Source organism: Microbacterium profundi (assembly GCF_000763375.1).
Classification (GTDB): Bacteria; Actinomycetota; Actinomycetes; order Actinomycetales; family Microbacteriaceae; genus Microbacterium; species Microbacterium profundi.
This window is the reverse complement of sequence record NZ_JPSY01000001.1, coordinates 1,302,135-1,322,915: the sequence shown is the minus strand read 5'-3', so window position 1 is coordinate 1,322,915 and position 20,781 is coordinate 1,302,135. Positions and strand designations below refer to the sequence as shown.

Genomic DNA, 20,781 nt, shown 5'->3' with positions numbered 1-20,781 from the left:
TCGTTGCTGCGTGGTGGAGCCCAAGACCGAGTCTGGCTGATTTGAACTGAATGTCGCGCCATAGGCCGGGGCAAGGGATGAAACGCGGCGTAACCCGAGCCCAGCCGATGCAACGTAGGTCGTCGGCTCGAACCTCGCAGCGCGTGAGGCATCCTCGAGACGCGGAAGTTGAGACCACGCGTCTCCTTGATATAGATCCCGCAGGGGAATAATGGCCTCAGCGGAGTCGATTCGTTGCGCCCACGCAGACACTCTTGAACCGAAGCTAGTTAGCGAGCGAAGTCGCCTGTGGTCGGGAACCGCGAGAGACTTGCGATCTGTGCATGTCACGACGATCGTGAGTTCCTGCGACACCTGACACCACCTAACTGCGTGTGTTTCGATGTTACTGTATTCGACAGTTTCGATCTACTATTGCGATGCGTATAGATCTCAGAAGAGCGGAGGCTCACATGTCCAAGCGCAAGGCAGTTGTTCTCCTCAGCGGCGGTCTCGACTCAACGACGGTGCTCGCGATCGCGAGGAGCGAGGGTTACGTACCGTATGCGCTCAGCTTTCGATACGGTCAGCGTCATGCTGTCGAGCTTGAAGCCGCGAAGCGGGTAGCGGCCTCTCAAGGCGTTGCCCAGCACGTTGTCTGTGATATCGACCTGAGGACGTTTGGAGGATCGGCGCTCACCTCAGCGACGGAGGTACCCAAGCACGAAAGCGCGGAGGACCTCTCGTCTGAGGAGATCCCCGTCACGTACGTGCCGGCTCGGAACACGATCTTTCTCTCCTTTGCCCTCGCGTTCGCCGAGGTCGTCGGGGCGACCGACATATTCATCGGTGTCAACGCGCTCGACTACTCGGGCTACCCGGACTGTCGACCCGAGTACATCGAGGCGTACGAGACGATGGCGAACCTCGCGACACGTGCAGGTGTCGAGGGTGCGCGACTCAAGATCCACACCCCTCTGAGTTCGATGACCAAAGCTGACATCGTTCGGGCGGGTACGGAACTCGGAGTTGACTACTCGCTGACCCTCTCCTGCTACGACCCTGACGAGCAGGGACGGTCATGCGGGCACTGCGACTCTTGCCTGCTGCGGATCCGTGGATTCCAAGAGGCTGGGCTGTCTGACCCGGTCGCATACCAAAAAGCCTGATGTCCTACAAAGTCAAGGAGATCTTCTACACCCTCCAAGGCGAGGGCATGCACGCCGGTCGTCCAGCCGTCTTCTGTCGATTTAGCCTCTGCAACCTCTGGACCGGGCGCGAAAGCGACCGTCCTCGGGCGATTTGTCAGTTCTGCGATACGGACTTCGTGGGCACGGATGGTCCGGGCGGCGGCAAGTTCGCATCGGCCGACGATCTTGCCGATGCCGTTGAAGCCGCTTGGCCGGAAGATTGGACCTCCAATCGGATGATCGTCTGCACGGGTGGCGAACCGCTGCTCCAATTGGACGAGGCAGCCATCGATGCCTTTCATCGTCGCGGCTTCTACGTCGCCGTCGAGACAAACGGCACGCGAGTTCCTCCCGCCGGCATTGACTGGCTATGTGTTAGCCCAAAGATTGGGTCCGAACTGGTGGTGACGCGTGGGGACGAACTGAAATTCGTCTATCCCCAGAAGGGCGTGGATCCCTCAAGCTTCGAGCACCTTGATTTCGGAACTTTTAGGGTTCAGCCGATGGATGGCCCCGACGTCGTCACGAACACCGCGCTGGCTGTGGACTATTGCCTGGAGCACCCGATCTGGCGGCTCAGTTTGCAGACACACAAGTACCTAGGAATCGCATGACCCTTTACGCCGAACTATCCCGTGAATTCTCTTTCGAATCTGCCCACTACCTACCCAATGTCCCCGACGGGCATAAATGTGGTCGTATGCACGGACACTCATACACGGTCGAGGTACACGTGCGCGGCGCCGTCGATGGAAAGACCGGTTTTGTCCAGGATTTCGGGGAACTCTCCGCTGCCTTCGCGCCGATCGGCAAGCAACTCGACCATCGCCTTCTAAACGATATCAATGGTCTTGAGAACCCAACCAGCGAGCACCTCGCGCACTGGATGTGGGACCGGCTCGCCAACGAACTTCCGCTTCTCCACTCGATCGTGGTGAGTGAAACGCCCCGCTCGCGGTGCACGTATCGCGGCGAGTCGAACGGAGTTGGCTGATGCTGCCCGACCTGGCGCAGGCACTGCCCGATATCCAGGATGAGGCCGACGCCCGCGGGATCGCTTTGGATGCCGTCGGAGTCTCGGGTGTTCGCACCCCAATCCGTATAACGGACGGCGAGGTGGACGCCATGGGCGTGGGCTCGGCGGAGTTCGTGGTGTCCTTAGCGGGAGATCGACGCGGCACACACATGAGCCGGATGGTCGAGACGCTCGCAGTCCAGCTCCGTGAGTTTGATCCTCGCTGCGCGCGCGCCTTGATCGTGTCTGCGGCGGATCGGCTCGACGCGTCGAACGCCCGAATCTCGTTCGACCTCGCAGTTCCATTCGAGGTTCGTGCGCCAGTTTCGGCGGTGCCCGCCTGGCAGACCGCCGATGTCAATTTCTCGATTGAGAGTTCACCAACGTCGGTAACGATGACGACGACCTTAACGACTCACGTCACGAGCCTGTGCCCATGCAGCAGGGCCATTAGCGACTATGGTGCGCACAATCAGAGGAGTGCCGTCACGCTGTCAATCACCGGCGAGGCCGATGAACTCTATCCACTCACCCTCGGCGAGATCTTCTCGCTGGTGCGTCAGGTCGGCTCGTGTCCCATTTACCCCGTGATCAAACGACCGGACGAGCGTTGGATCACGATGCAGGCATACGACCACCCTGCGTTCGTTGAAGACATGGTCCGGGACGTGTCCTCGACGTGCCGTGCCCGTGGCCTTGGGCACTCGATCCACGTCCGTAACTTCGAGAGCATCCACAGCCATGATGCGGTTGCGTCGCTGTCGTGGGTACCCGGCACCACCCAGGAGTAGTTGTGAACGCCAGAATCCATGAACGTCGTAATCTGATCCGCGGGGTCAGCGCGCTCGCCGTCTACGTCGCAGCGATTGTTGCCGCGAACGTCCTCTCTGCCTACTTCGGTCTCGTTCCAGTAGGCTTCGGGCTTCTCGTGTCCGCAGGAACCTACGCCGCCGGGTTTGCCCTCCTTTCCCGCGATTTCGTCCACACCTACCTCGGAGTGCGAGGCGTGCTCGTTGGCATTGCGGTTGGAGTGATCCTCTCGTGGTTCCTTGCGACGCCGGCGCTGGCTATGGCATCGGCCGTCGCATTCCTTGTTGCGGAAGTCGCTGACATGCTCGTGTTCCTTTGGATCCGGCCTCGAGGCTTTGTTCGGGCCGCGCTAATCTCTAATTGTGTGTCCGCGCCGATCGACACGATTCTCTTCCTCTGGATCGCCGGATTCCCGCTCATCTTTGAGAGCATCGTGGGACAGATGGTCGGCAAGGTTCTTTGGGCGACCGTTGTACCTCTGGCGATCTTTGTCGGGGTGCGAGCCGTCTTGCGGCGGCGGGCTCGAACATCTGACTTCGAAGCTGTCGAAACAGCAACCAACTCGACGGATCCAGTCCGCCCCTAGCGAGAATGCCTGTCGTGTCTTCCGGGCTGTGTCGTCCAGAACTACTAGCGGTGGAAGACAATCGAGCCAACCTCGGTCGTGGGCCCCCATTCGGGGGCCCGTGGCCTTACATCGTCTCGATGTCCGCGTTGGGCGCGAGGCCATTCTCGTCTAGATACCTCAGCGCGCGTTCGATGACATCGAGTTTTCGCTTCAGTTCCTTTAGCAGTGGCGCCGACTCGTCGGAGAACTCGTCAAGTCGCTCGCGTTCACGCCGAACCTGGATCTCGGTCTCAACGAGGTTTCGCCATACGGCCGGATCTTGTTTGAGTTGTTGCTTCTGCCGCAAGATCGCAGCAGCGAGTTGGCGCTCAATGACCGCCTCGAGTGTTTCTGCGGTGATCCCCGGACTGGCAAGGCTGAATGCGATGCCGCCGCCACCTGCAGCGACGAGGGTACCCGCGGTGAGGAGACCACCGATCATGCCACCCGGCCCGAACGTCGCTAGTGCACTTGTCACTAGCGCAGCCCCGGCGAGACCCGCACCTGCCGCGAGCGCCAGGCCACCGGTTGCCACAACGATCGCTGCGGCCCCTGCGCCCAAGAGGCCCCATTTGAACCAGTTCATGCGACGGCCGCTCAGCGTCTCCTGGGCGAGCTTCGCAGAGTCGAACACGTCAGCGCCATACTGGCTCCCCAGTCCCATCTCGGCGGCGAGGTCTTCCATGGCGGCCTGCTGCTTGTCCTTCGGGATGGTGATCTCGAACGGGCGAATGATGTTCTCCGCCGCAAGCACCGTCAACGCGACCACCGCTTTGTCCTTCGGGAGATGGCTGCTCGGGACAGGCTCCGGTACAGGAGCATAGGGATCGGATAGGTCGAATGCGAGTTCGGCGAGGGTAGAAGGCATTGGCCGCTTCAGATGCTCATTTCGCTGCCGGATGCCTTCAACTACTGTCGCCTGAACCTGTCGGAGCGCGCCGGTATAACGCTCCCGTAGGTCGCCCTCGAGTCGCATCTTGATCAAGTAGGCATACCGCAACGCCAGAAGGACAAGGCGTTCCGTGTCATCGAGAGGGACGTCTAGCGCCATCTCGACGCGCGTCAACTCCTTGGACTTGGAGCCGAAAAGCGCGTAGCCGATAGCCTCCGCAACGCGGACGTCGGATAGATACTCCACTGCAGCATGAGCCTGGGGCATCACCTTCTTTCCGTCCACCCGGAAATCGATCAGCCACGGGAAGGAGGATGACACGCCCCGACGGGCTGCCACAGAGTCGTTGGCATTCCAGAAATTCACCCACCAGGCCAGGTTCGTCGGCGGTTCGGTCATCGACTCCCGCAGTTTGTCGACGTTGAAGTTTCCATTTGCTAGATGAGTGAGTCCGATTGGCTGTGAACGGCGTGGAGGCTGTTAATCGTTGGCAGAGGGTGTTAAGCCCAATGTGTGAATACCGACCTCAACACCCTCCTGATCACACTTTACGTCCATCTCGATGACCGGATCCTGCCCGCGATCGGCTTCACCCGGGACCACCACCCCGGTCGCAAGCCCGCGTTGAACGATGTCGAGCTGCTGTGTCTACTCGTCGCGCAGCACCTGCTCGGGATCTCCTCTGACCGGAAATGGATCCGATACGCCCGCACCCACTTGAAGAGCATGTTTCCGGCGCTGCCTGGCCAGTCCGGGTGGGGCAAGCGCGTCCGCCAATCCACCGGGCTGCTGTCCGCGGTGATCACGGAGCTTGCCCGCGATACCCCGTCATGGAACGAAGTCACCCGGCTGATCGATTCCACCCCACTGCCGTGTGGGAAGTCCCGCGAGACGGTGAAACGCTCCGACCTTGCCGGTGACGCCGGCTACGGGTACTGTGCCTCACATTCCCGGTTCTTCTGGGGCTTCCGCCTCTACCTGGTCTGCACACCGGACGGGATGCCCGTGGTCTGGGGACTCGCGAATCCGAAGATCGGTGAACGCGAAGCCGCGGCAGCGATGCTCGACCACGACCGCCACCTCATCCAGCCTGGACAAGTCATCATCGGCGACAAAGGCTTCGCCGGGCGCGAGTTCGAAACCTTCATCACCGAGGACCTCGGCGCACACCTGATCCGTCCCGATCGCAAGGACGAGAAACCGAGGTTCGGGAAACTCGGCGGGATCCGACAATGGGTCGAGTCCGTGTTCGACACGCTCAAAGGCCAACTCACCCTCGAAGACCACGGCGGACGCACCATCGCTGGTGTTTACTCCCGCGTCGCCGCACGGCTCCTCGCCCTCGCAGCCGGAATCTGGCACAACTGGCTCATCGGAGCACCCGTCAAACGCTCACTCATCGCCTACGACCACTAAACCCAATCGGACTCACTCATCTAGGGGGCTCCCGATGGTTACCATGCCGACTACGTCGAGGTCTACAGGCAGCCGACGTAGGAGGTCGGCCGCGATCACAGAGCCAAGGCTGTGGCCGACGATAACGATCTTCCCGGTGAGGGGAAGCTTAGAGAGGATGCGCGCCAGAACCTGGGAGCGTATCCGAGGAACGTTGAGGTAGTTGTGCGCTTGCTTGAAGATCGGCAGTCCGAGGGCCGCATCGATGACGACGTCACTTCCGATCTGACCGCTACCGCGATCATGACGACCAAGCCTGAACTCGATTGCCCCTTCTCTTCGCTCAAAGTCCCGGCGATTCCTTGCGGCAGCCTCGCGGACAGGTTGCTTGATCGTCACCGCAGGCAGCGGAACCTCATCGTCCGCGCCCTTCAAAGCGTGGGCGAACTTCGGAGCGATCACCGGGATGGTGTCCAGATCGGGGTACTCGACGCGCGTCAGTGCATCCGCGAGACAGGACTTCCAAACGTCGTTCTGGTCACCATCCCCAACGCCATGAAGGAAGAGCAGTGTCGGTTGGTTCGTCAAGGGAGGCTCCGTTGCTCTTGCCCTCGGCGTCACGGGTCGAACGCGAGGGTCTTCGGACAGAATAGCGATTCCTTCTCGTTCACCAAGCCGCTGGTTTTCGGCGCCTCCAACTTGCCGTGTCTCGGACTGTCCGCAGATTCCTGGCACGAACTGGCCCCATCGATCCGATGGGTGTATCTGAAGTCAAGTTACGGTAAACCCATGGTGGTGTTTTCCTGGCAAATGGCGGAGGAACTCGCCGCTGCGCACATGCGAGCACTCGGGTTCGCTCAAGTTCGGCGCATGCCCGACGGGATCGACGGCGGGATCGACGTCACCGCGACCAATGCAGTCGCGCAAGTCAAGTACCACGCCGCTCCCATCGGCGGACCTGACGTGCAGCGTCTTCGGGGTGCGGCACCCGTCACCGAGCACCTGTTGTTCTATTCCAGTTCGGGGTATACGTCTGCTGCGGCAAAGGCCGCTGAACTCGCGAAGGTTTGCCTCTTCAGCTATTCGACGGCGAACGTAGTGGAGGCGGAGAACGAGCCTGCACGCTTCCTGCAAGCCCGCCTCGTAGGAGACACTTCCGAGGTCGCTATGGCCGAACTTCTCCCCGCGCAACTTCGCGCCACCGTCTACGGCCGGTGGTTTCCGAGGTATGTGGCGGAGTTCAATGTGGTTGTCCAAGACGTGACCTCCGGGCGGATGACCGTGAGCGAGGAGGAAGCGCAGAGGATCTTTGATCAGGCTAACTCTCTCCTGGCGGTCAGCGCAGATTTCGAAAGGCTGAATACGCTAATAAGCGGCAACTCAGGCGTTAGGGAATCGCTGAACGGCTCCGACTGGGTTTCTGTTCGCCTTTACGCCGCTGATCTGTCGGAGATAGTCAGAGCGATCGAGACACAGTTGCGCATCGACCCGAAGCAGGCGCGAAGGCTTAATGGAGCCCAAGCGCGAAAGCTCAAGAGCAAGACATACGAGCTTTTTCGGATGGTGGCAGGAGAGCCCGCGCCATTCGTGGCGACCGTGGACTCAAGTTTTGTAGACAAGGCGAAGTAACGTGATCCGACCGTGGCGGGGCTGCATAGGGCGTGGCGCAGATGCGACTTGTCGGGTTATGTGTCGAGATTGCGGTGGGCGAGTGAGATCAGGGCGCCGAAGCCTGCTCCACCGTGCAGCGGAGCGCAGCAGTGGCTACTCCAATCCTTCAGGAAACAGACCCCACGAGGTCTCCAGCGCTCGCTCGCCGTAGCCCAGATCATCCAGCATCCTCTCGACAACAGGCCACGAGCGACTATCGCGCCCGACGTTCGACACGGCATTCATCAGGGACTCCAGCGCGCGCCGCACTTCCAGGTCGGCACCATCAAGTGCCGTTTCATATCCCTTGGCCAGTAGATACGAGTTCGAAGTCGCACCGTAGGCGAGCATCGCGTCGAGGAAGATCTCCAGCATCCGAGGCGAGTCGAACGTGACGAACTCGAGGTCTTTGCCCCACAGACGACGCGTGACCTCGTCGTCGCTCAGCGTGAGTACGGTGCCGAACTGTGAGTCGCGATCGGGCAATGCGCGGCGTACGTCGTGCACGATCTCGTGGAAGTGCGCATCCCCCATCCCGAATCCGACGAAGAGCAGATGCCGTGTCATGAGGGTCGCTTTCACGAGCGAGCTGAGCGCGGCCCGATCGGAGTTGAACCCCAGGTAGTCGTCGCGGGTGAGGACGATCGACTCCGGTTTGTCGACGCTCCCGTGCAACTTCAACAGCCATCGCTCGTTGTCGTCCATCGGGCCGGGGATCACGCGCCGAGGCCGCTGCCCGTCGGCCGCGGCCCACTCGAACAACTTGTCGTAGTTGAGCGTGATGGCCTGCTCGGCGTCGAGCGCCGCGAGAAGGGGCGGAGCGAGTCCGTACCGCGGCTTGTCGACCGCCCGCACGATCTCGTCGGTGAACATTCTCGAGCGACTGGCGTCTCCACGCTCGAACTCCTGACGGACGTACGCGGCCTGGTCGAGAACATCGTGCTTCTCGACGAGTTTCTTGACCAGATCATCGTCGAGTCCCGCGACCCGGGCGAGACGAGTGATGAGCCCGGACCAGTCGGGCGCGCCGGCCGACATGCTGATGCCCGAGCCCATAAACGGGACCAGCCGCGAACTGCGCGCTATCTTGCCCAGCTTCTTCGCCTTCGCCAGATTCTCTCCGAGCTCGGGCCAGTTCTCCCGCTGATCGCGCCTGATCATCTGCGCGAGCGCATATGCCTGCTGGTCGCGCAGCACGATCGCGACGTCGACGTCGTACTTGTCGGCGGCTATGCGACTCTGCTCGTCGATCACTCGATACAGCTCGCCGCGAACTTTGCCACCCCCGCCGCCACCCGCTCCGAACAACGGCACCGCGATCAGACGCTTCTCTCTGCGGGAGCGGGGGCTTGTCACATGCCGGAAAATCGTGAGCCCTGCGCTCACCCGGAAGAACTCCTCGAGCCGCGGGATGATGTCGGATGCGTGCTTCACGCCTGAGTATGGAACGGCCGTGAGGATCGTCTTCGGCTCGTCCTCGATGTCAGCGCGGTCCAGCAGCGGCAGCGTGTATCGCGCTTCTGACTTGAAGTCCGCCACGTGCTCTGGGTCCAGGCGATGCGCAGCGTCGGGCGCCGAGTTCACCCAGCCGCCGTCCTTGCGCAGCCGTCGATCTGTCGCATGTAGGTACGCGTCGCAGGCGAACCGACGGATATCAGCTTGAACCACGAACACATGACCTGTCATGGCCTGATCATGGCACTCGCTTCGGCTTGCGGGAAGGCTCAGCCGCGACGAACTTCTCGCCGTTCGGGCCTTCCATGCCGCGGTAGGTGAAGATCCAGAATCCGTCGACCTGCGTCTCGCTCTTGCACTCATAGACGGCGAACAGGCTGAACTGATGCGGTTCGCTCAGCGGCGTCTTCGACACTGCGCCCGTGAGCTTCTTGCCGGACATCACCGCGGGCAGGTCGCCGGTCTTCAAGCCGTCGCGTGGGCCGCCGAAGTACGCGCAGTACAACGACGGATCCTGATTCTTCGCGGATTCGTGTGTGGTCATGATGTCTCCTCTTCATGGTCGTCGTTCATGATGCGGCTAACGGCGTCGCGCAGGAACCGATGCGGGGCGAACTCCGGCAATGCGCTGCGGATGTCGTCCCATGCGCGGTCCAACGGGATGCCGAGATGTCGAGCGCCGTACAGCGTCGATACCGCCGCGGTTCTGCTGCGCCCCTCGGCGCAATGCAGGAAGACGATCTTCCCCTCCGCGCGAAGTGCGGCGACAGCATCCGCCGCGTCGACCAATACGAGGTCGAGGTTCGCGTTGCGGGCAGGCTGGTCGATGAGCCAGACCTGAACGCTCTCGACCTCCTCCGAGATCTGCGCCACGCCGATGCGGCACAGCGACACGACAGCGTCGATATCGATGGGCAGGCGGTCGAGAGTTGCGAGGGATCCGATCCACACACCGTCGTCGTGCGGATGCCGTGCAAGCGTGCCGGACGCTTCGACAGGCTCAGCGACCGGAATGCGCGGCGTGGGCGGGTAGCCGGGTTGCGCCAGGAGATCAGCTGTCGGCCAGCCCTCGCCGTCCGCCAGGCCTCCCCGCGCTGCGAGTGCCGCCTGGCGAACGAGATCGTTCGCGGTGTACCAGGGCCAGCCGTGCAGCTTCCGCTTCCAACTCAGCGGGACCGCCGATCCGCCCCACAGCGCTCCAGCGAGCGAGCCCGCGATCGCAGCCACCGTGTCGGTGTCGTTCCCGCCGCGGATCGCGCGTTCGACGGCATCCTTCAGCGAGGCTGCGTCGGCGACTGCCGCGAGTGCGCCCTGGAAGGCCCGCACCACCCAGCCATTGCTCTGCGTGAAGTCACGCGGGTGTGCACCTGGTGCCAAAGCCTCGTCGATCAGGGCGCTCCAACGCGCGGCATCCAAATCCTCGAGCAACGCGAGCTGCCCGCGCACGTCGAGCTCGCCGGTGAGGATCGCGTGGCGGATCGCCGCCGACCAGATGATGCACGCGGAGGCACTGTCAGGTTCCCAATGGGTGAGTTCTGACACTGCTCGCGCGGCCGCAGCGACGTCGGTCGCCGGTCTGTTCAGGTAGCCGAGCGCCAGCGGCCCGGTGCGCATCAGGGCCCCGTTGCCCGCGCTGCGGCCCGTCCTTTCGTGGAGGGTACGTGACGCCGTGCGGACATCCTCTTCGGAGAAGCTCTCAGGTACACGGGACAGTACTGAGCGGGTTTGCGCGCCGACATCTTTCGCCGTGCGGGCCCATTCGATCCATCGTTCGGCGATCTCCTCGCGGGAGGCGACGTCGTCGAGGCGATCACCGCGGGCCAGCACGTCGAGGATCGGGACGGCCATGCTCGTGTCATCTGTCCACTCGCCAGGTCCGTGCCCGAACGCGCCCTGTCCGAACGTCAGGATCATGTCGTCAGGCAGTGCAGGCCCGAACTCGTACTGAGAACCGAGCGCGTCGCCGGCGGCCGACGCCAGCACGGCGCCGACCGCCCTGTCGAGCTGGATGCTTGTGAGACTCATGGCCTCTCCTCTGATTAAAATCATTTCTGCGTTAAATCTATTGAGATGATCATGCACCTGGCCACCGACATTGCGCAAGAGTGCGTAAAATATCGCTCATGACATCGAGGCCGTTGGAGTCGTTCCCCCGTCCCTCGATCGCCGTCGACACCGCGGTTCTGACCGTGGTCGATCGTCACGTCGCAGTGCTGCTGCTTCCTGAACTCGACTCTCTTCCCGTCCGTCTTCCGGGAACCTTTCTTCACGAGGGAGAGCTATTGGCGGATGCCGTACTTCGATCGCTGCGCGAGAAGACAGGCGTGCGCGGACTGGCGCCGCGACAGTTGCACGTGTTCGATGCCGTGGATCGGGATGATCGGGGGCGGGTGCTCAGTGTTGCATTCGTCGACGTCGTGGGGTCGGGTCTGCTGCCGCCAGATGCCATGCTCGTTTCAGTTGACGATCTCCCGCGGCTCGCTTTCGACCACGATCGCATCGTCGCGTTCGCAGTAGATGCGCTGCGACGGGAGTATCTAGAGAGGCCTGATCCACGTGGATTGCTGGGTGATGCGTTCACGCTCAGTGAGTTGCGCTCGGTGCATGAGGTGGTGCTGGGGGAGGAGCTGCTGCCGGACACGTTCCGACGGGCAATGCTGCCGAATTTGGTGGCCACCGGAGAGCTGTCTCGGGAAGGTCGTGGACGGCCGGCTGAGCTGTATCGGCGGGGTTGAGCGCGAATGCGGGGGCGGATGCCTGCGGGCTACTGCGACTAAACATAGAGTCGGCGGGATCGCCGACGGTGTGTCCTGCAACGCTTGTGGCGATGCAGTTCTAAGAATCGGTTGCGGAGATGGTCCTGCGCGCCGTGGCGATTCACGACTTGGTAAGTCGCTGCTCGCCCATCTTGCGGACTACGTCGAAGAATCCGGGCACATAGTCACCCCACGCGGCATTGACAGCGTTCAGATCCAACTTTCCGGTGTGCACCTGTTCACACAGGCGCATCCAGCCTTCGCCAGTGGCGGCGGTCAAGGCTGCGGCGACGCCGGCGTTCACGACGCTGCCCGCCCCCGGGATCAGCTTGAGGAAGCTGCTGGCGAGCGCCCTGCCCGCAAGTTGCACTCCTAGTTGCGCCAACGCTCCAGCAGAGAGCAGAGCCTTGATCTCGAGGTCGTAGATGGTCGCGATTCGTCCCATCATCGCGAGTTGGATCGGCGCCAGAATCGCTGCATCCGCGACAGGAACGGGAACCGCGGCGGCCGCGGCGGCCGCGGTTGCGGCACCGGTGACGACTGATCGGGCAAGTTCGCGCTTCCAGGGGAGATTGAGCCGCTGTGCGATACGAAAGGCATCCTTCTCGTTTTCGGGAGCGAGCGCGAGTGTCTCCGTGACGAGTTCACCGAGGCCATACCCCGAACCCTTTCCATCTCTGTCGCGTGTCGAGGTAGGAATCACTCGCTGGTACGGGATGTGGATGGGTTGATCATTCTCATCGGTGGGCTCTTCGAGCCAATCGATGAACTGCTGGACCCCCTTCGACAGGGTGCGTTTGCCCGGGATGACGGATTTTCCCCAGTCGACCTTCGTGAGCACGAGGATCACGGGGAGACCTGCTGCGTCGAGCTCACGGATCATTGCAATGTCTGCGGAGGTGAGGCGGTCGTCGTTCGCCTTCACGCAGTACCAGACGACTGCGATCTGCTGGTTTGCCGAATGACTCGCGATGACCTTCAGATGGGCGCCGAGCTGTTCCGCTGGCGGCACCGGTGATCCGATCTCGAATCCCTCGACGTCCCAGATGCCAAGAGAATCGTCGTGGTAATACTGGACGCCACGAGTCACCGGAAGACCCTTGCCGACTTTCGCCCAGTCGCGGCCGAAGACGGCGTTGACGAGTGAGGACTTGCCTACGCCCGAGCCGCCGATGACAGCGAGATTAAAGCGGCCGTACCGAGACTTCGCCTCTGCGGTCGCGTCGAGGAACGGTTTGTCATCGATCTCTGCTGCAGCCCGGCCGGGCCGCTCGGTCTCGCCGCTCATTCCGGCTCCTTGCCGTTCGCGTACGTGAACTGGAGTGTTACACCAGGGTCGATAGCGGTGATGATGTTCGTGTAGAACGACTTCGCTTGTTCCTCCAGCACCGGGCGCATCCCCTCGATGTGCGCAGCGACGGCCTCGTCGGTGAGGATCGATTTGACCACCTCGTTCTTGTCGATCGCTGGAGTCGCCCAACTCAGTATCCCGTTCTTCTCATCCGCGATGGAGAAGTCGGGATTGTCATAACCAAGGAAGACGAACTCGGGGATCGATACGCGATACGTGTCGTCGCCGATCGGTTCGATAGAGACGTCGCTGCCTTCGATTCCGAACTTCGCGTCGTATTCGTACTTCATGAGCATGGTGCGATCGGTGAACGGGATGTCGAAGAGACCAAAGAACTCTTGAGCGTCAGACTCCGTCTTGACGTCGGTCATCCCCGCCGTGGCGAGGATGATCTGCTCTTCACGCGTGATCGAACGAATCACTTGGGTAGAACGTTCTTCGGTCGCACCGAGGACCTTGCCGAGCATCACGCCTCCGAGCCCAGCCACCCCGATCAGAAGCAGGATCAAGACGATCAGAAGGACCTTCGCCCACAAGGGCGTTTTGGTGCGCGCAACGGTTGTGGTGCTCATGGCTGCCCCTCGGGGGTTGGTCGGATGGTCGTATTCGTGCGTCTGCATCCGACGCATTGCTTCAGCTTTGCGCACGCGCAGATAAACGGACGTCAGGTGCGACAGGAGCTCGGAGCGTGTCGCAGGCGGATTACTCATTCACCAATCTGGAACGTGGTGAGCGACATCCCCACGGCCGCCCACCACGCTTATTCCCTACGGGTTGACGAACACCTCGTCGGCCAGCATCCCCGGGCGAACACGGATCAGCGCCGTCTCTCCGTCGGGAACGAGGAATGCCTGCGACCCGGTCGCAGATGCGCCGTTGTACAGCTCATCGAGACCGAAGCCGTCAGCGAGTGAAACGAAGTTGTCGAAACTGTTGACGACGTTGCCGGCGCTTGTGACTACGTCGACGCTGACCTCGGCCGCGAGGCCCGATTCATCACCGGTGTACGTGACCGTGTAGTTCACGATCTCGTAGTGCGATCCTGCCGGTGCGGCCTCATTGAACGTGTTGCCCTCGGCGACCGCAGCGGCACCATCGGCAGTGTGGCTGTTCACGACGACGGTCCAGTCGCCGGAGCTGATCTGCGAAGCGAGTGGGTACGGGTTCTCGCGCGTGCCCTGTTCGGCGGCATCCACCGGCTCTTCCTCATCTGCCACTGCGGCTTCTTCATCCGCGGGCTGCGTGACGGTGGTGTCGGTATCGCCGAACTCGTCGGCGATGGCCTCGCTCGCCACGCCGGCCATCACCGCGAAGAAGACCACGAAGCCGACGATCGTACCGATGATCGACACGATCAGGCCGACGACGCCCATCCACTTGCGATCGCCCTTGAGGAACAGCGAGACGATGCTGAGCACGAACGCGATCGGCAGCAGGATCCAGCCGACGATCAGTGCACCGGGGATGCACGCGAAGATGAATCCCACGATGGCGACGATCATCGCGACCAGTGCGACGATGTTCGTCTTGCCGGATGCGGGCGCTGCTGCATCGGAAGGAGGCAACGGAGGTGGCAGCTGCTGCGGAGCAGGGGCTGCGGGGTTGGGTACGGACATGTGATTCTCCTTGTGGAGTGTGCGTGAAGCACCGGCCTGCCCCACGACGAATGCCGTAGGACGCCGATTCGCACGCACGCCGAATAGTGCCCTGATCAGGGCGCGAGTCGGGAGTTCGGGTAGAACTCTTGGTCCGTGCGGACCGGCTATTTCAGACCATAGAGAAGGGGTCAGACATTGGTCTGAGACCGCCGGGCGAAAGGTCGATGCCGAAGTGGCGTGGGCGGCCTCCTGTCGCTGCAGTGGCGAGGTTCAGACAAACGTGATGAACGTTCGATTTTTTCGAATTGGGGAGTAGCATGGGCGTATGAGCACCTCGACTGATGTGCCCCGCGGCGCACGCAAGGCACAGACCTATCTCCCTGAGGCAGAGGGCCGCGGTGAGCTTCTCGATTTTGCGGAGTTGCTGCGCGAGCTCGAAGGGTATCTGGCAGAGAACTCGTCTAGGGCCGCACTTGTCGACCCTCACGGGAACAACCGCCCGATCCCGGATGAGATCTTCCGTATCCTCGACCAGGTGACGAATGCGCTCGCAGCGGGCGAAGGAATCACGATCGTTCCACAAGGCGCGACGATGACGACGCAGCAGGCAGCAGATTTCCTGGGGATCAGCCGCCCGACGCTTGTCCGCCTCTTGGAAGCCGGTGACATCCCCTTCGAAAGGCCTGGTCGTCATCGTCGCGTCCGACTTGAGGATCTGGTTTCATACCAAGCAAGATTCCGTGCCGAACGTCAGGCCGCTCTCCGCGAGCTGCAGCGGACCAGTCCCACCGCGAAGATCCGGATCGGAGACCCGAACAGCGTGAAGCGGTTGAAGGAGCTGGACGCTGAGTGAGCTTTCCTGCGTTCTTCGACACGAATGTCCTGTACGGGGCGCTGATCAACGACTTCATTCTCGAACTCGCTGATCGCGACCTGTTCCGGCCACTCTGGTCGAAGGGTGTGATGACCGAACTCTCGAAGAACCTGGTCGCGAACGGCGAGGATCCGCACCTCGTAGAAAAGCGCATCTCCACGATGGAGCACTACTTTGCTGACGCGATGGTGACGGGCTACGACGATCTCGTTTCGACGATGACGAATGATGAGAAGGATCGACACGTGCTCGCGGCCGCGGTTCGCGGTGGTGCGGAGGTGCTTGTCACGTTCAACTTGAAAGACTTCCCTGCGGACTCAGTTGAGCCGTTCGACCTCGAAGTCGTCCACCCCGATGATTTCCTCCTGGATCAGCTCGACCTCTACCACGCGCCGACTTTGCGCGCCCTGGTCGAACTCGTCGAGGGGTATGACTCCCCGACGATGACGATCGACGACTTTCTGCTTGCGCTCATCAGAGCCGGCGTGCCGAAGTTCGTGGAAGCCGTTCGCGCCAGGCTCTACTGAATCCTCACCCCACATCCCCGAACTCCATGACCCCACCGACTACAGTCGCGGTCACTGCGCCTCCTCGACAGCATCCAGCACATGCGTGATCGCACGGTCGCCGATCGCATGCGTGGCGACCGTGCAGCCCGCGCGGTGTGCGCCGACGATGTAATCACGCAGTTGGGAAGGCTCGTGCAGCAGCACACCGAAGTTGTCGGCCTCGCCGTGGAAGCACGCGTGCATCGCCGCCGATCGCCCGATGAACGCCGACGGTGTCGCGGCAGATCTCCTCGCTCGAGCGGCAGGTGGGAGCCGCGCTGTTCCGGCGGATGCCGAACGGGATGATGACGACCTACGCCGGTGAGCGCCTCGAACCGATGGCCCGCGACCTCGTTCGCCGTGGCCGGCGCGAACGGGATGTCATGACCGGGATCGTGCAGGAGCAGTGCTCTTTCATCGTCGCCGCCTCCGGAGACAACTCGGCGATTTCGTCGCGACGCACGTCCCCGATCTGTATCCGGACGGGACGTACACCGCCTGAGCACTGTTGACGCAGCCCTGTCAGTCAGGCCTCATCTGAGCCTGGATACGTCGGTCGAGGTCGTCGAGTTCGGCGAGCAATTCGGAGGCGACCCACACCCGATCGCGCTTGCGGCCTGTGATCTCCTGGATGAATCCTGCCTCGGTCAGCCTGGCTATCGCCCGGTAGGTCTGCTGTTCAGAAGATCCTGAACGTTGCTCGATCTCGTCGGCGGCCATCACTGGGTGGTCGTAGAAGGCGGGGATGAGGGCTGCGACCGCAGAACCTGCGCGCGGACGGAGCTCTGCATTCCACTCACCCGGCAGCGCCTTGATGCGCGCAATGGACTCCCGAGAACAGGCGGCCGCAGCGCTTGCCGAGCGTGCGAATAACTCGATCAGCGGTGCCGGGCGTCCCTGCCGATAGTCACCGAGAGCGACGAAATAGTCGTCGCGCATTGCCAGCAGGCCACTCGCGAGTGGGACGACGGCGTTCCGAGTGACGCCACGTCGTCGGAGAACAGCAGACACGAGCGCACGGCCGATACGACCGTTGCCGTCTGTGAACGCGTGGATGGACTCGAACTGGGCATGCGCGATCGCGGCCTGCACCATCACAGGTATGTCGTCGCGATTGAGGTAGTCGATGAGATCTTCCATCAACGCCTGCACTCGTTCAGGGGCGGGAGGAACATAGAGCGCGTCGCGCGGCGAATGGTCGCTGCCGCCGATCCAGTTCTGCATATCTCTCACGCGACCGGCGTAAGAGGCTTCGTGAGGATCGTCTCGCATCAGCGCGCTGTGGGCAACAAACAAGTCTTCAAAGATGAACCTTCCACGTTCCGCCGTTGCGGTGACGAGGCCGTGCAGCGCAGTGCTCGCGGCCACCATGCTCGTCGCGGAGGAATTTGAGCGGTTGCCTGTCAGCGCCTTCGCGTAATCGACGGCGCTTGCGGAAATTCGCTCGATCTTCGAAGATGCGACCGATTCCGTCCGAATCATGAAGCGGCTCAGCGCTGCCGAGTGCCCTTCAGCGTCCGTGTCGGCCTGCGCGACGGCGAGGAGAGCTTCCTCCGAAGTGACGATCGTCGTTACTGGCGGAATGTAGTCAAGCGCCGCGATCATCGGGGGGATCGTCGCATCGACAGTTGACAGCGTCCGATCGGCTCGGGTACCGCCTCGAACCTGCTGTCGCCATGGCAGTGCCTCGACACCGTGGGCCGGCCACGAGGCGTGGGATGGCGAACTGTCCTCGGGGTTGCTCATAACCTGAGTATCGCATTCCTTACTAAGGTTTAGGGAGTATAAACACGAGTTAGGCGCTCCGGATAAGGGTTGACGTTGGTCGCGACTGGACTCGTCACATACGTCGTATCAGTGCTGCTCAGGCGAAAGGCGGTCAAGGTTGTTGGCGACGTCCGCGCATCCACTTCCGCTGACCCGACCCGCATAGCCTCCCGGTCCGAGGCATCCCACGGCCCCGACACAGCCAGCGGAATCTCGGTCATGAAGCGTCGCTCGGTCTCAGGACTCCTGACATAGTCGGTTCGTCCATGTAGGTGGGTGGCGGTTTCCTGCGGTTCTGGCATGTTCTCGACGCCCCGACTGGGCAATAATTAATAAGACGTTTGGCTGGGTCTTCTGGTAGAATGGCGGGGTGATCACGTCCCAGCTGCCGTTGCCGTTCGCGCCGGCTGGCGCGGTGGAACTGGGTCGTGCGGCAGCACTGGTCGAGGATGCCGATGGTGGTCGGGTGTACGTGCATGGGTTCCTCACGCAGGTGTGGTCGGCCGGTGATGATGCGGGGCGGCGTCTCGCGGCGGTGCAGCTGGTGCGCACCCAGGCGGCGGGCGCGACGCAGGTTGCGGCCGCGTTCGGGATCGCAGTGTCGACGTTGTGGCGGTGGCATGGCCAGGCAGAGCAAGGCACCGCTGAGCTGGTGTCGCAGCGTCGAGGACCGAAGGGCCCATCGAAGCTGACCGGCCCGGTCGTGGCCGACGTCCGATCCCGACGGGCTGCCGGTGGCACGATCCGGCAGATCGCCGCTGCCGTGCAGATCGCTGAGGGTAGCGTCCGTCGCGCCCTCTCACCGGAGTTCGACACTGTCGGAACCGGCGACGCGCCTGCTGCAGCGCAGGCGGCGGCCACCGAGAGCACGCCCAGCACGGTCGAGGTCGGCGAGGACGACGAGTTGGTCGTGTTGGCTGAGCCGACCGCTCGTCACGGTGAGCGGGGCTTGGCGCGCGCAGGCTTACTGGGCGAGGCGCCTGCGGTGTTCACGCCCGCCGCGAGGGTCCCGCTGGCAGGGCTTTTGCTTGGCCTGCCAGCACTGGCCGCGACCGGTCTGCTGAGCTGCGCGAACGATGTCTACGGGCAGCTTCCGGCCGGGTTCTACGGGCTATCGACGATGTTCCTCGAGGGCGTGTTCCGTGCCCTGGCCGGACAGCCGCGCGCTGAGGGTGCCGCACGGTTCGCCCCTGCCGATCTGGGCCGGGTGCTGGGAATGGACCGGGCCCCGGAAGTGAAGACCATCCGCCGCAAGATCAACCAACTCGCCGGGCGGGGCAAAGCCGCCGACCTGCTCGCCGCGATGGCCACCACCCACCTTGCCGCTGGCACCAACGCTGATGCGGTGGGTGTGGTGCTCTATGTTGATGGGCACGTGCGGGCCTACCAGGGGACGAAGAAGATCGCAAAGACCCACCTATCCCGGCTACGTTTCCCGGCACCGGCGACGGTGGAGACGTGGGTGAGCGACGCCGCTGGCGACCCGGTGCTGGTCGTGATGTCCGAGCCCGGCGCGTCCCTCGCGATGGAGTTGCGGCGGCTGCTGCCCGAGCTGCGTACCGCGGTCGGGGATGACCGGCGTGTGCTGGTCGGGTTCGACCGCGGCGGCTGGTCCCCGGCCCTGTTCGCGCACATGAACGCCCACGGCTTCGACGTCCTCACCTGGCGCAAAGGCCACACCCCCGACATTCCCGAGTCTGCCTTCGATGCCGTCGACTTCGTTGACGAGAACGGGCGCGAACACGCCTGGACCCTGGCCGACACGATGATCGATCTGCCCATCACCGGGACCGACAACACCGTCACGATGCGGCAGATCACCCGCCTGGACACGAAGAACGCCAAGGCCAAGCAGGTGCATCTGCTCACCACCCGCACCGACTTGCCCGCGCCGGAGATCGTCTACCGGATGGGCTCGCGGTGGCGACAAGAGAACTACTTCCGATACGCCCGCATCCACCTCGGCCTCGACGCGCACGACTCCTACGCCAGCGTCGCCGATGACCCTGACCGATCCGTCCCGAACCCCGCGAAACGCACGGCGCATCTGGTCGCACAGAACACGGCCGCCAGGGCTCAGCGAGAACGCGCTCGCACTGACGCCGCGTTCCTCGAAGCACACACCCCTGCCCCCGGACAAGACACCGTGGTCATCACGAACACGGCCCACAACACGCTCACCGCCGAGCTGCACGCCGCCGAAGAGGAACTGGCCACCGCTCGTGCGCGTCACCGCGGGACGCCGACTCGGGTTCGCCTGGGCGACCTCGCCCCCGGGCAGCAGGTCCTGGATACTGAAACGAAATTGATCCACCACGCGATCAAGATCGCCGCGTTCAACACCACCACCACCATCGCCCGCGACATCCGCATCAACACCCGTTACGCACGCGCCGACCAAGAGGCCTACACCCTGACCCGGCAGATCCTCGCCAGCGTCGGCGACATCATCCCCAACACGACCGCCGACACGCTCACGATCCGCCTCGACCCGCTCCCGACCAGACGAGAAACCGCCGCGGCCGCTGAACTCTGCCAGCACCTCACCACCACGAACACAACCTACCCCGGCACCACGCTCCGCCTCCGCTACGAGATCAAAGACCACGCCTGACGACCCAAGAACTATTGCACCATGTCAGGAGTCCTGGGTCTCGGGGATCCGTTCGGCGACGATGCAGACGGCTCCTGGCTGCTCGCCATCTCACCCGGCGGGCAGGCGGTGGATGCTTTCGCGCTCAGTGCGCCGCGCGATGAGGGTGACACCGTGGTGTTCGAGCACGTGACGCTGACCCCCGCCGGGGTCGAGCTGTTCGGCGGATCTTATGTCGTGGGGGAAGCGTTCGACCCGATCACCGTGCGTCGGTCGGTGTGAGCGGGGCGAACCCGCGGTC

23 protein-coding genes are annotated in these 20,781 nt (G+C 62.8%); 13 read left to right on the top strand and 10 right to left on the bottom strand.

Annotated elements, in window-relative coordinates; all coding sequences use genetic code 11:
* Window positions 1-452 precede the first annotated feature (452 nt).
* The 5 genes from queC to JF52_RS0106205 are packed head-to-tail and all read left to right on the top strand — an operon-like array spanning window position 453 to window position 3,580.
* Window positions 453-1,148: a 7-cyano-7-deazaguanine synthase QueC gene (gene queC, locus JF52_RS0106225; protein WP_033105459.1), complete on the top strand. Its 696-nt coding sequence runs from the start codon at window positions 453-455 to the stop codon at window positions 1,146-1,148.
* Window positions 1,148-1,783, top strand: a complete 636-nt coding sequence (gene queE / locus JF52_RS0106220; protein ID WP_033105458.1) for a 7-carboxy-7-deazaguanine synthase — start codon at window positions 1,148-1,150, stop codon at window positions 1,781-1,783. Before queC ends, queE begins: the two co-directional genes overlap by 1 nt.
* Complete coding sequence (gene queD, locus JF52_RS0106215; RefSeq protein ID WP_033105457.1) at window positions 1,780-2,163, top strand: 6-carboxytetrahydropterin synthase QueD; 384 nt, start codon at window positions 1,780-1,782, stop codon at window positions 2,161-2,163. Before queE ends, queD begins: the two co-directional genes overlap by 4 nt.
* A complete protein-coding gene (locus JF52_RS0106210) occupies window positions 2,163-2,975 on the top strand; it encodes a GTP cyclohydrolase I FolE2 (RefSeq protein WP_084595619.1) in 813 nt (270 codons plus the stop codon). Before queD ends, JF52_RS0106210 begins: the two co-directional genes overlap by 1 nt.
* Window positions 2,976-2,977: 2 nt before the next feature.
* Window positions 2,978-3,580 (top strand): VUT family protein, encoded by a 603-nt coding sequence (locus JF52_RS0106205; protein ID WP_200880955.1) that lies wholly within the window; start codon window positions 2,978-2,980, stop codon window positions 3,578-3,580.
* Between the two features lie 106 nt (window positions 3,581-3,686).
* Here JF52_RS0106205 and JF52_RS16295 read toward each other — a convergent pair whose 3' ends face one another.
* Entirely contained in the window at window positions 3,687-4,892 is a 1,206-nt protein-coding gene (locus JF52_RS16295) for a hypothetical protein (RefSeq protein ID WP_052166804.1), read from the bottom strand.
* A gap of 114 nt (window positions 4,893-5,006) precedes the next feature.
* Here JF52_RS16295 and JF52_RS0106195 point away from each other — a divergent pair, with 114 nt between their 5' ends.
* A complete protein-coding gene (locus JF52_RS0106195; RefSeq protein WP_018023038.1) occupies window positions 5,007-5,909 on the top strand; it encodes an IS982 family transposase in 903 nt (300 codons plus the stop codon).
* A 12-nt stretch (window positions 5,910-5,921) separates the two neighbouring features.
* On the opposite strand, the gene JF52_RS17445 is transcribed toward JF52_RS0106195, so the two are convergent.
* The gene (locus tag JF52_RS17445) at window positions 5,922-6,476 is read right to left on the bottom strand and encodes an alpha/beta hydrolase family protein (RefSeq protein WP_033105456.1); all 555 of its coding nucleotides are present in this window, start codon (window positions 6,474-6,476) and stop codon (window positions 5,922-5,924) included.
* Window positions 6,477-6,677: 201 nt separating this feature from the next.
* Here JF52_RS17445 and JF52_RS17440 point away from each other — a divergent pair, with 201 nt between their 5' ends.
* Entirely contained in the window at window positions 6,678-7,517 is an 840-nt protein-coding gene (locus JF52_RS17440; protein ID WP_052166803.1) for a restriction endonuclease, read from the top strand.
* Window positions 7,518-7,652: 135 nt separating this feature from the next.
* Here the strand turns inward: JF52_RS17440 and JF52_RS0106180 are convergent, their stop codons facing one another.
* The 3 genes from JF52_RS0106180 to JF52_RS0106170 are packed head-to-tail and all read right to left on the bottom strand — an operon-like array spanning window position 7,653 to window position 11,018.
* Entirely contained in the window at window positions 7,653-9,224 is a 1,572-nt protein-coding gene (locus JF52_RS0106180) for an SIR2 family NAD-dependent protein deacylase (protein ID WP_033105455.1), read from the bottom strand.
* A gap of 7 nt (window positions 9,225-9,231) precedes the next feature.
* The gene (locus JF52_RS17435; RefSeq protein WP_033105454.1) at window positions 9,232-9,537 is read right to left on the bottom strand and encodes a hypothetical protein; all 306 of its coding nucleotides are present in this window, start codon (window positions 9,535-9,537) and stop codon (window positions 9,232-9,234) included.
* Window positions 9,534-11,018: an ADP-ribosylglycohydrolase family protein gene (locus JF52_RS0106170; RefSeq protein WP_033105453.1), complete on the bottom strand. Its 1,485-nt coding sequence runs from the start codon at window positions 11,016-11,018 to the stop codon at window positions 9,534-9,536. The genes JF52_RS17435 and JF52_RS0106170 overlap by 4 nt, the downstream gene beginning before the upstream one ends.
* A gap of 98 nt (window positions 11,019-11,116) precedes the next feature.
* On the opposite strand from JF52_RS0106170, the gene JF52_RS0106165 reads away from it, so the two are divergent.
* A complete protein-coding gene (locus JF52_RS0106165; RefSeq protein WP_033105452.1) occupies window positions 11,117-11,728 on the top strand; it encodes an NUDIX hydrolase in 612 nt (203 codons plus the stop codon).
* A 142-nt stretch (window positions 11,729-11,870) separates the two neighbouring features.
* Here JF52_RS0106165 and JF52_RS0106160 read toward each other — a convergent pair whose 3' ends face one another.
* The 3 genes from JF52_RS0106160 to JF52_RS0106150 all read right to left on the bottom strand — a co-directional run bounded on the left by JF52_RS0106160 (window position 11,871) and on the right by JF52_RS0106150 (window position 14,716).
* Entirely contained in the window at window positions 11,871-13,037 is a 1,167-nt protein-coding gene (locus JF52_RS0106160) for a GTPase family protein (protein ID WP_033105451.1), read from the bottom strand.
* The gene (locus tag JF52_RS0106155) at window positions 13,034-13,672 is read right to left on the bottom strand and encodes a hypothetical protein (protein WP_152594830.1); all 639 of its coding nucleotides are present in this window, start codon (window positions 13,670-13,672) and stop codon (window positions 13,034-13,036) included. The genes JF52_RS0106160 and JF52_RS0106155 overlap by 4 nt, the downstream gene beginning before the upstream one ends.
* A gap of 195 nt (window positions 13,673-13,867) precedes the next feature.
* Window positions 13,868-14,716, bottom strand: a complete 849-nt coding sequence (locus tag JF52_RS0106150; protein WP_033105449.1) for a hypothetical protein — start codon at window positions 14,714-14,716, stop codon at window positions 13,868-13,870.
* Window positions 14,717-15,023: 307 nt separating this feature from the next.
* On the opposite strand from JF52_RS0106150, the gene JF52_RS0106145 reads away from it, so the two are divergent.
* Window positions 15,024-15,551, top strand: a complete 528-nt coding sequence (locus JF52_RS0106145) for a helix-turn-helix domain-containing protein (RefSeq protein WP_084595615.1) — start codon at window positions 15,024-15,026, stop codon at window positions 15,549-15,551.
* On the top strand, window positions 15,548-16,099 hold the full coding sequence (locus JF52_RS0106140; RefSeq protein WP_033105448.1) for a PIN domain-containing protein: 552 nt from the start codon (window positions 15,548-15,550) through the stop codon (window positions 16,097-16,099). The genes JF52_RS0106145 and JF52_RS0106140 overlap by 4 nt, the downstream gene beginning before the upstream one ends.
* 51 nt (window positions 16,100-16,150) lie before the next feature.
* Here JF52_RS0106140 and JF52_RS17430 read toward each other — a convergent pair whose 3' ends face one another.
* Complete coding sequence (locus JF52_RS17430; RefSeq protein ID WP_160175036.1) at window positions 16,151-16,324, bottom strand: hypothetical protein; 174 nt, start codon at window positions 16,322-16,324, stop codon at window positions 16,151-16,153.
* A gap of 29 nt (window positions 16,325-16,353) precedes the next feature.
* Here JF52_RS17430 and JF52_RS0106135 point away from each other — a divergent pair, with 29 nt between their 5' ends.
* A complete protein-coding gene (locus JF52_RS0106135) occupies window positions 16,354-16,632 on the top strand; it encodes a LysR family transcriptional regulator (RefSeq protein WP_033105447.1) in 279 nt (92 codons plus the stop codon).
* Window positions 16,633-16,642: 10 nt separating this feature from the next.
* Here the strand turns inward: JF52_RS0106135 and JF52_RS0106130 are convergent, their stop codons facing one another.
* Window positions 16,643-17,725: a Fic family protein gene (locus tag JF52_RS0106130; protein ID WP_235272327.1), complete on the bottom strand. Its 1,083-nt coding sequence runs from the start codon at window positions 17,723-17,725 to the stop codon at window positions 16,643-16,645.
* Between the two features lie 532 nt (window positions 17,726-18,257).
* Between JF52_RS0106130 and JF52_RS0106125 the strand changes: the two genes are divergently transcribed.
* Window positions 18,258-20,501 (top strand): putative transposase, encoded by a 2,244-nt coding sequence (locus tag JF52_RS0106125; RefSeq protein WP_033105446.1) that lies wholly within the window; start codon window positions 18,258-18,260, stop codon window positions 20,499-20,501.
* 21 nt (window positions 20,502-20,522) lie between these two features.
* Window positions 20,523-20,762: an HtaA domain-containing protein gene (locus tag JF52_RS0106120; RefSeq protein ID WP_033105445.1), complete on the top strand. Its 240-nt coding sequence runs from the start codon at window positions 20,523-20,525 to the stop codon at window positions 20,760-20,762.
* The last annotated feature ends 19 nt before the right edge of the window (window positions 20,763-20,781 follow it).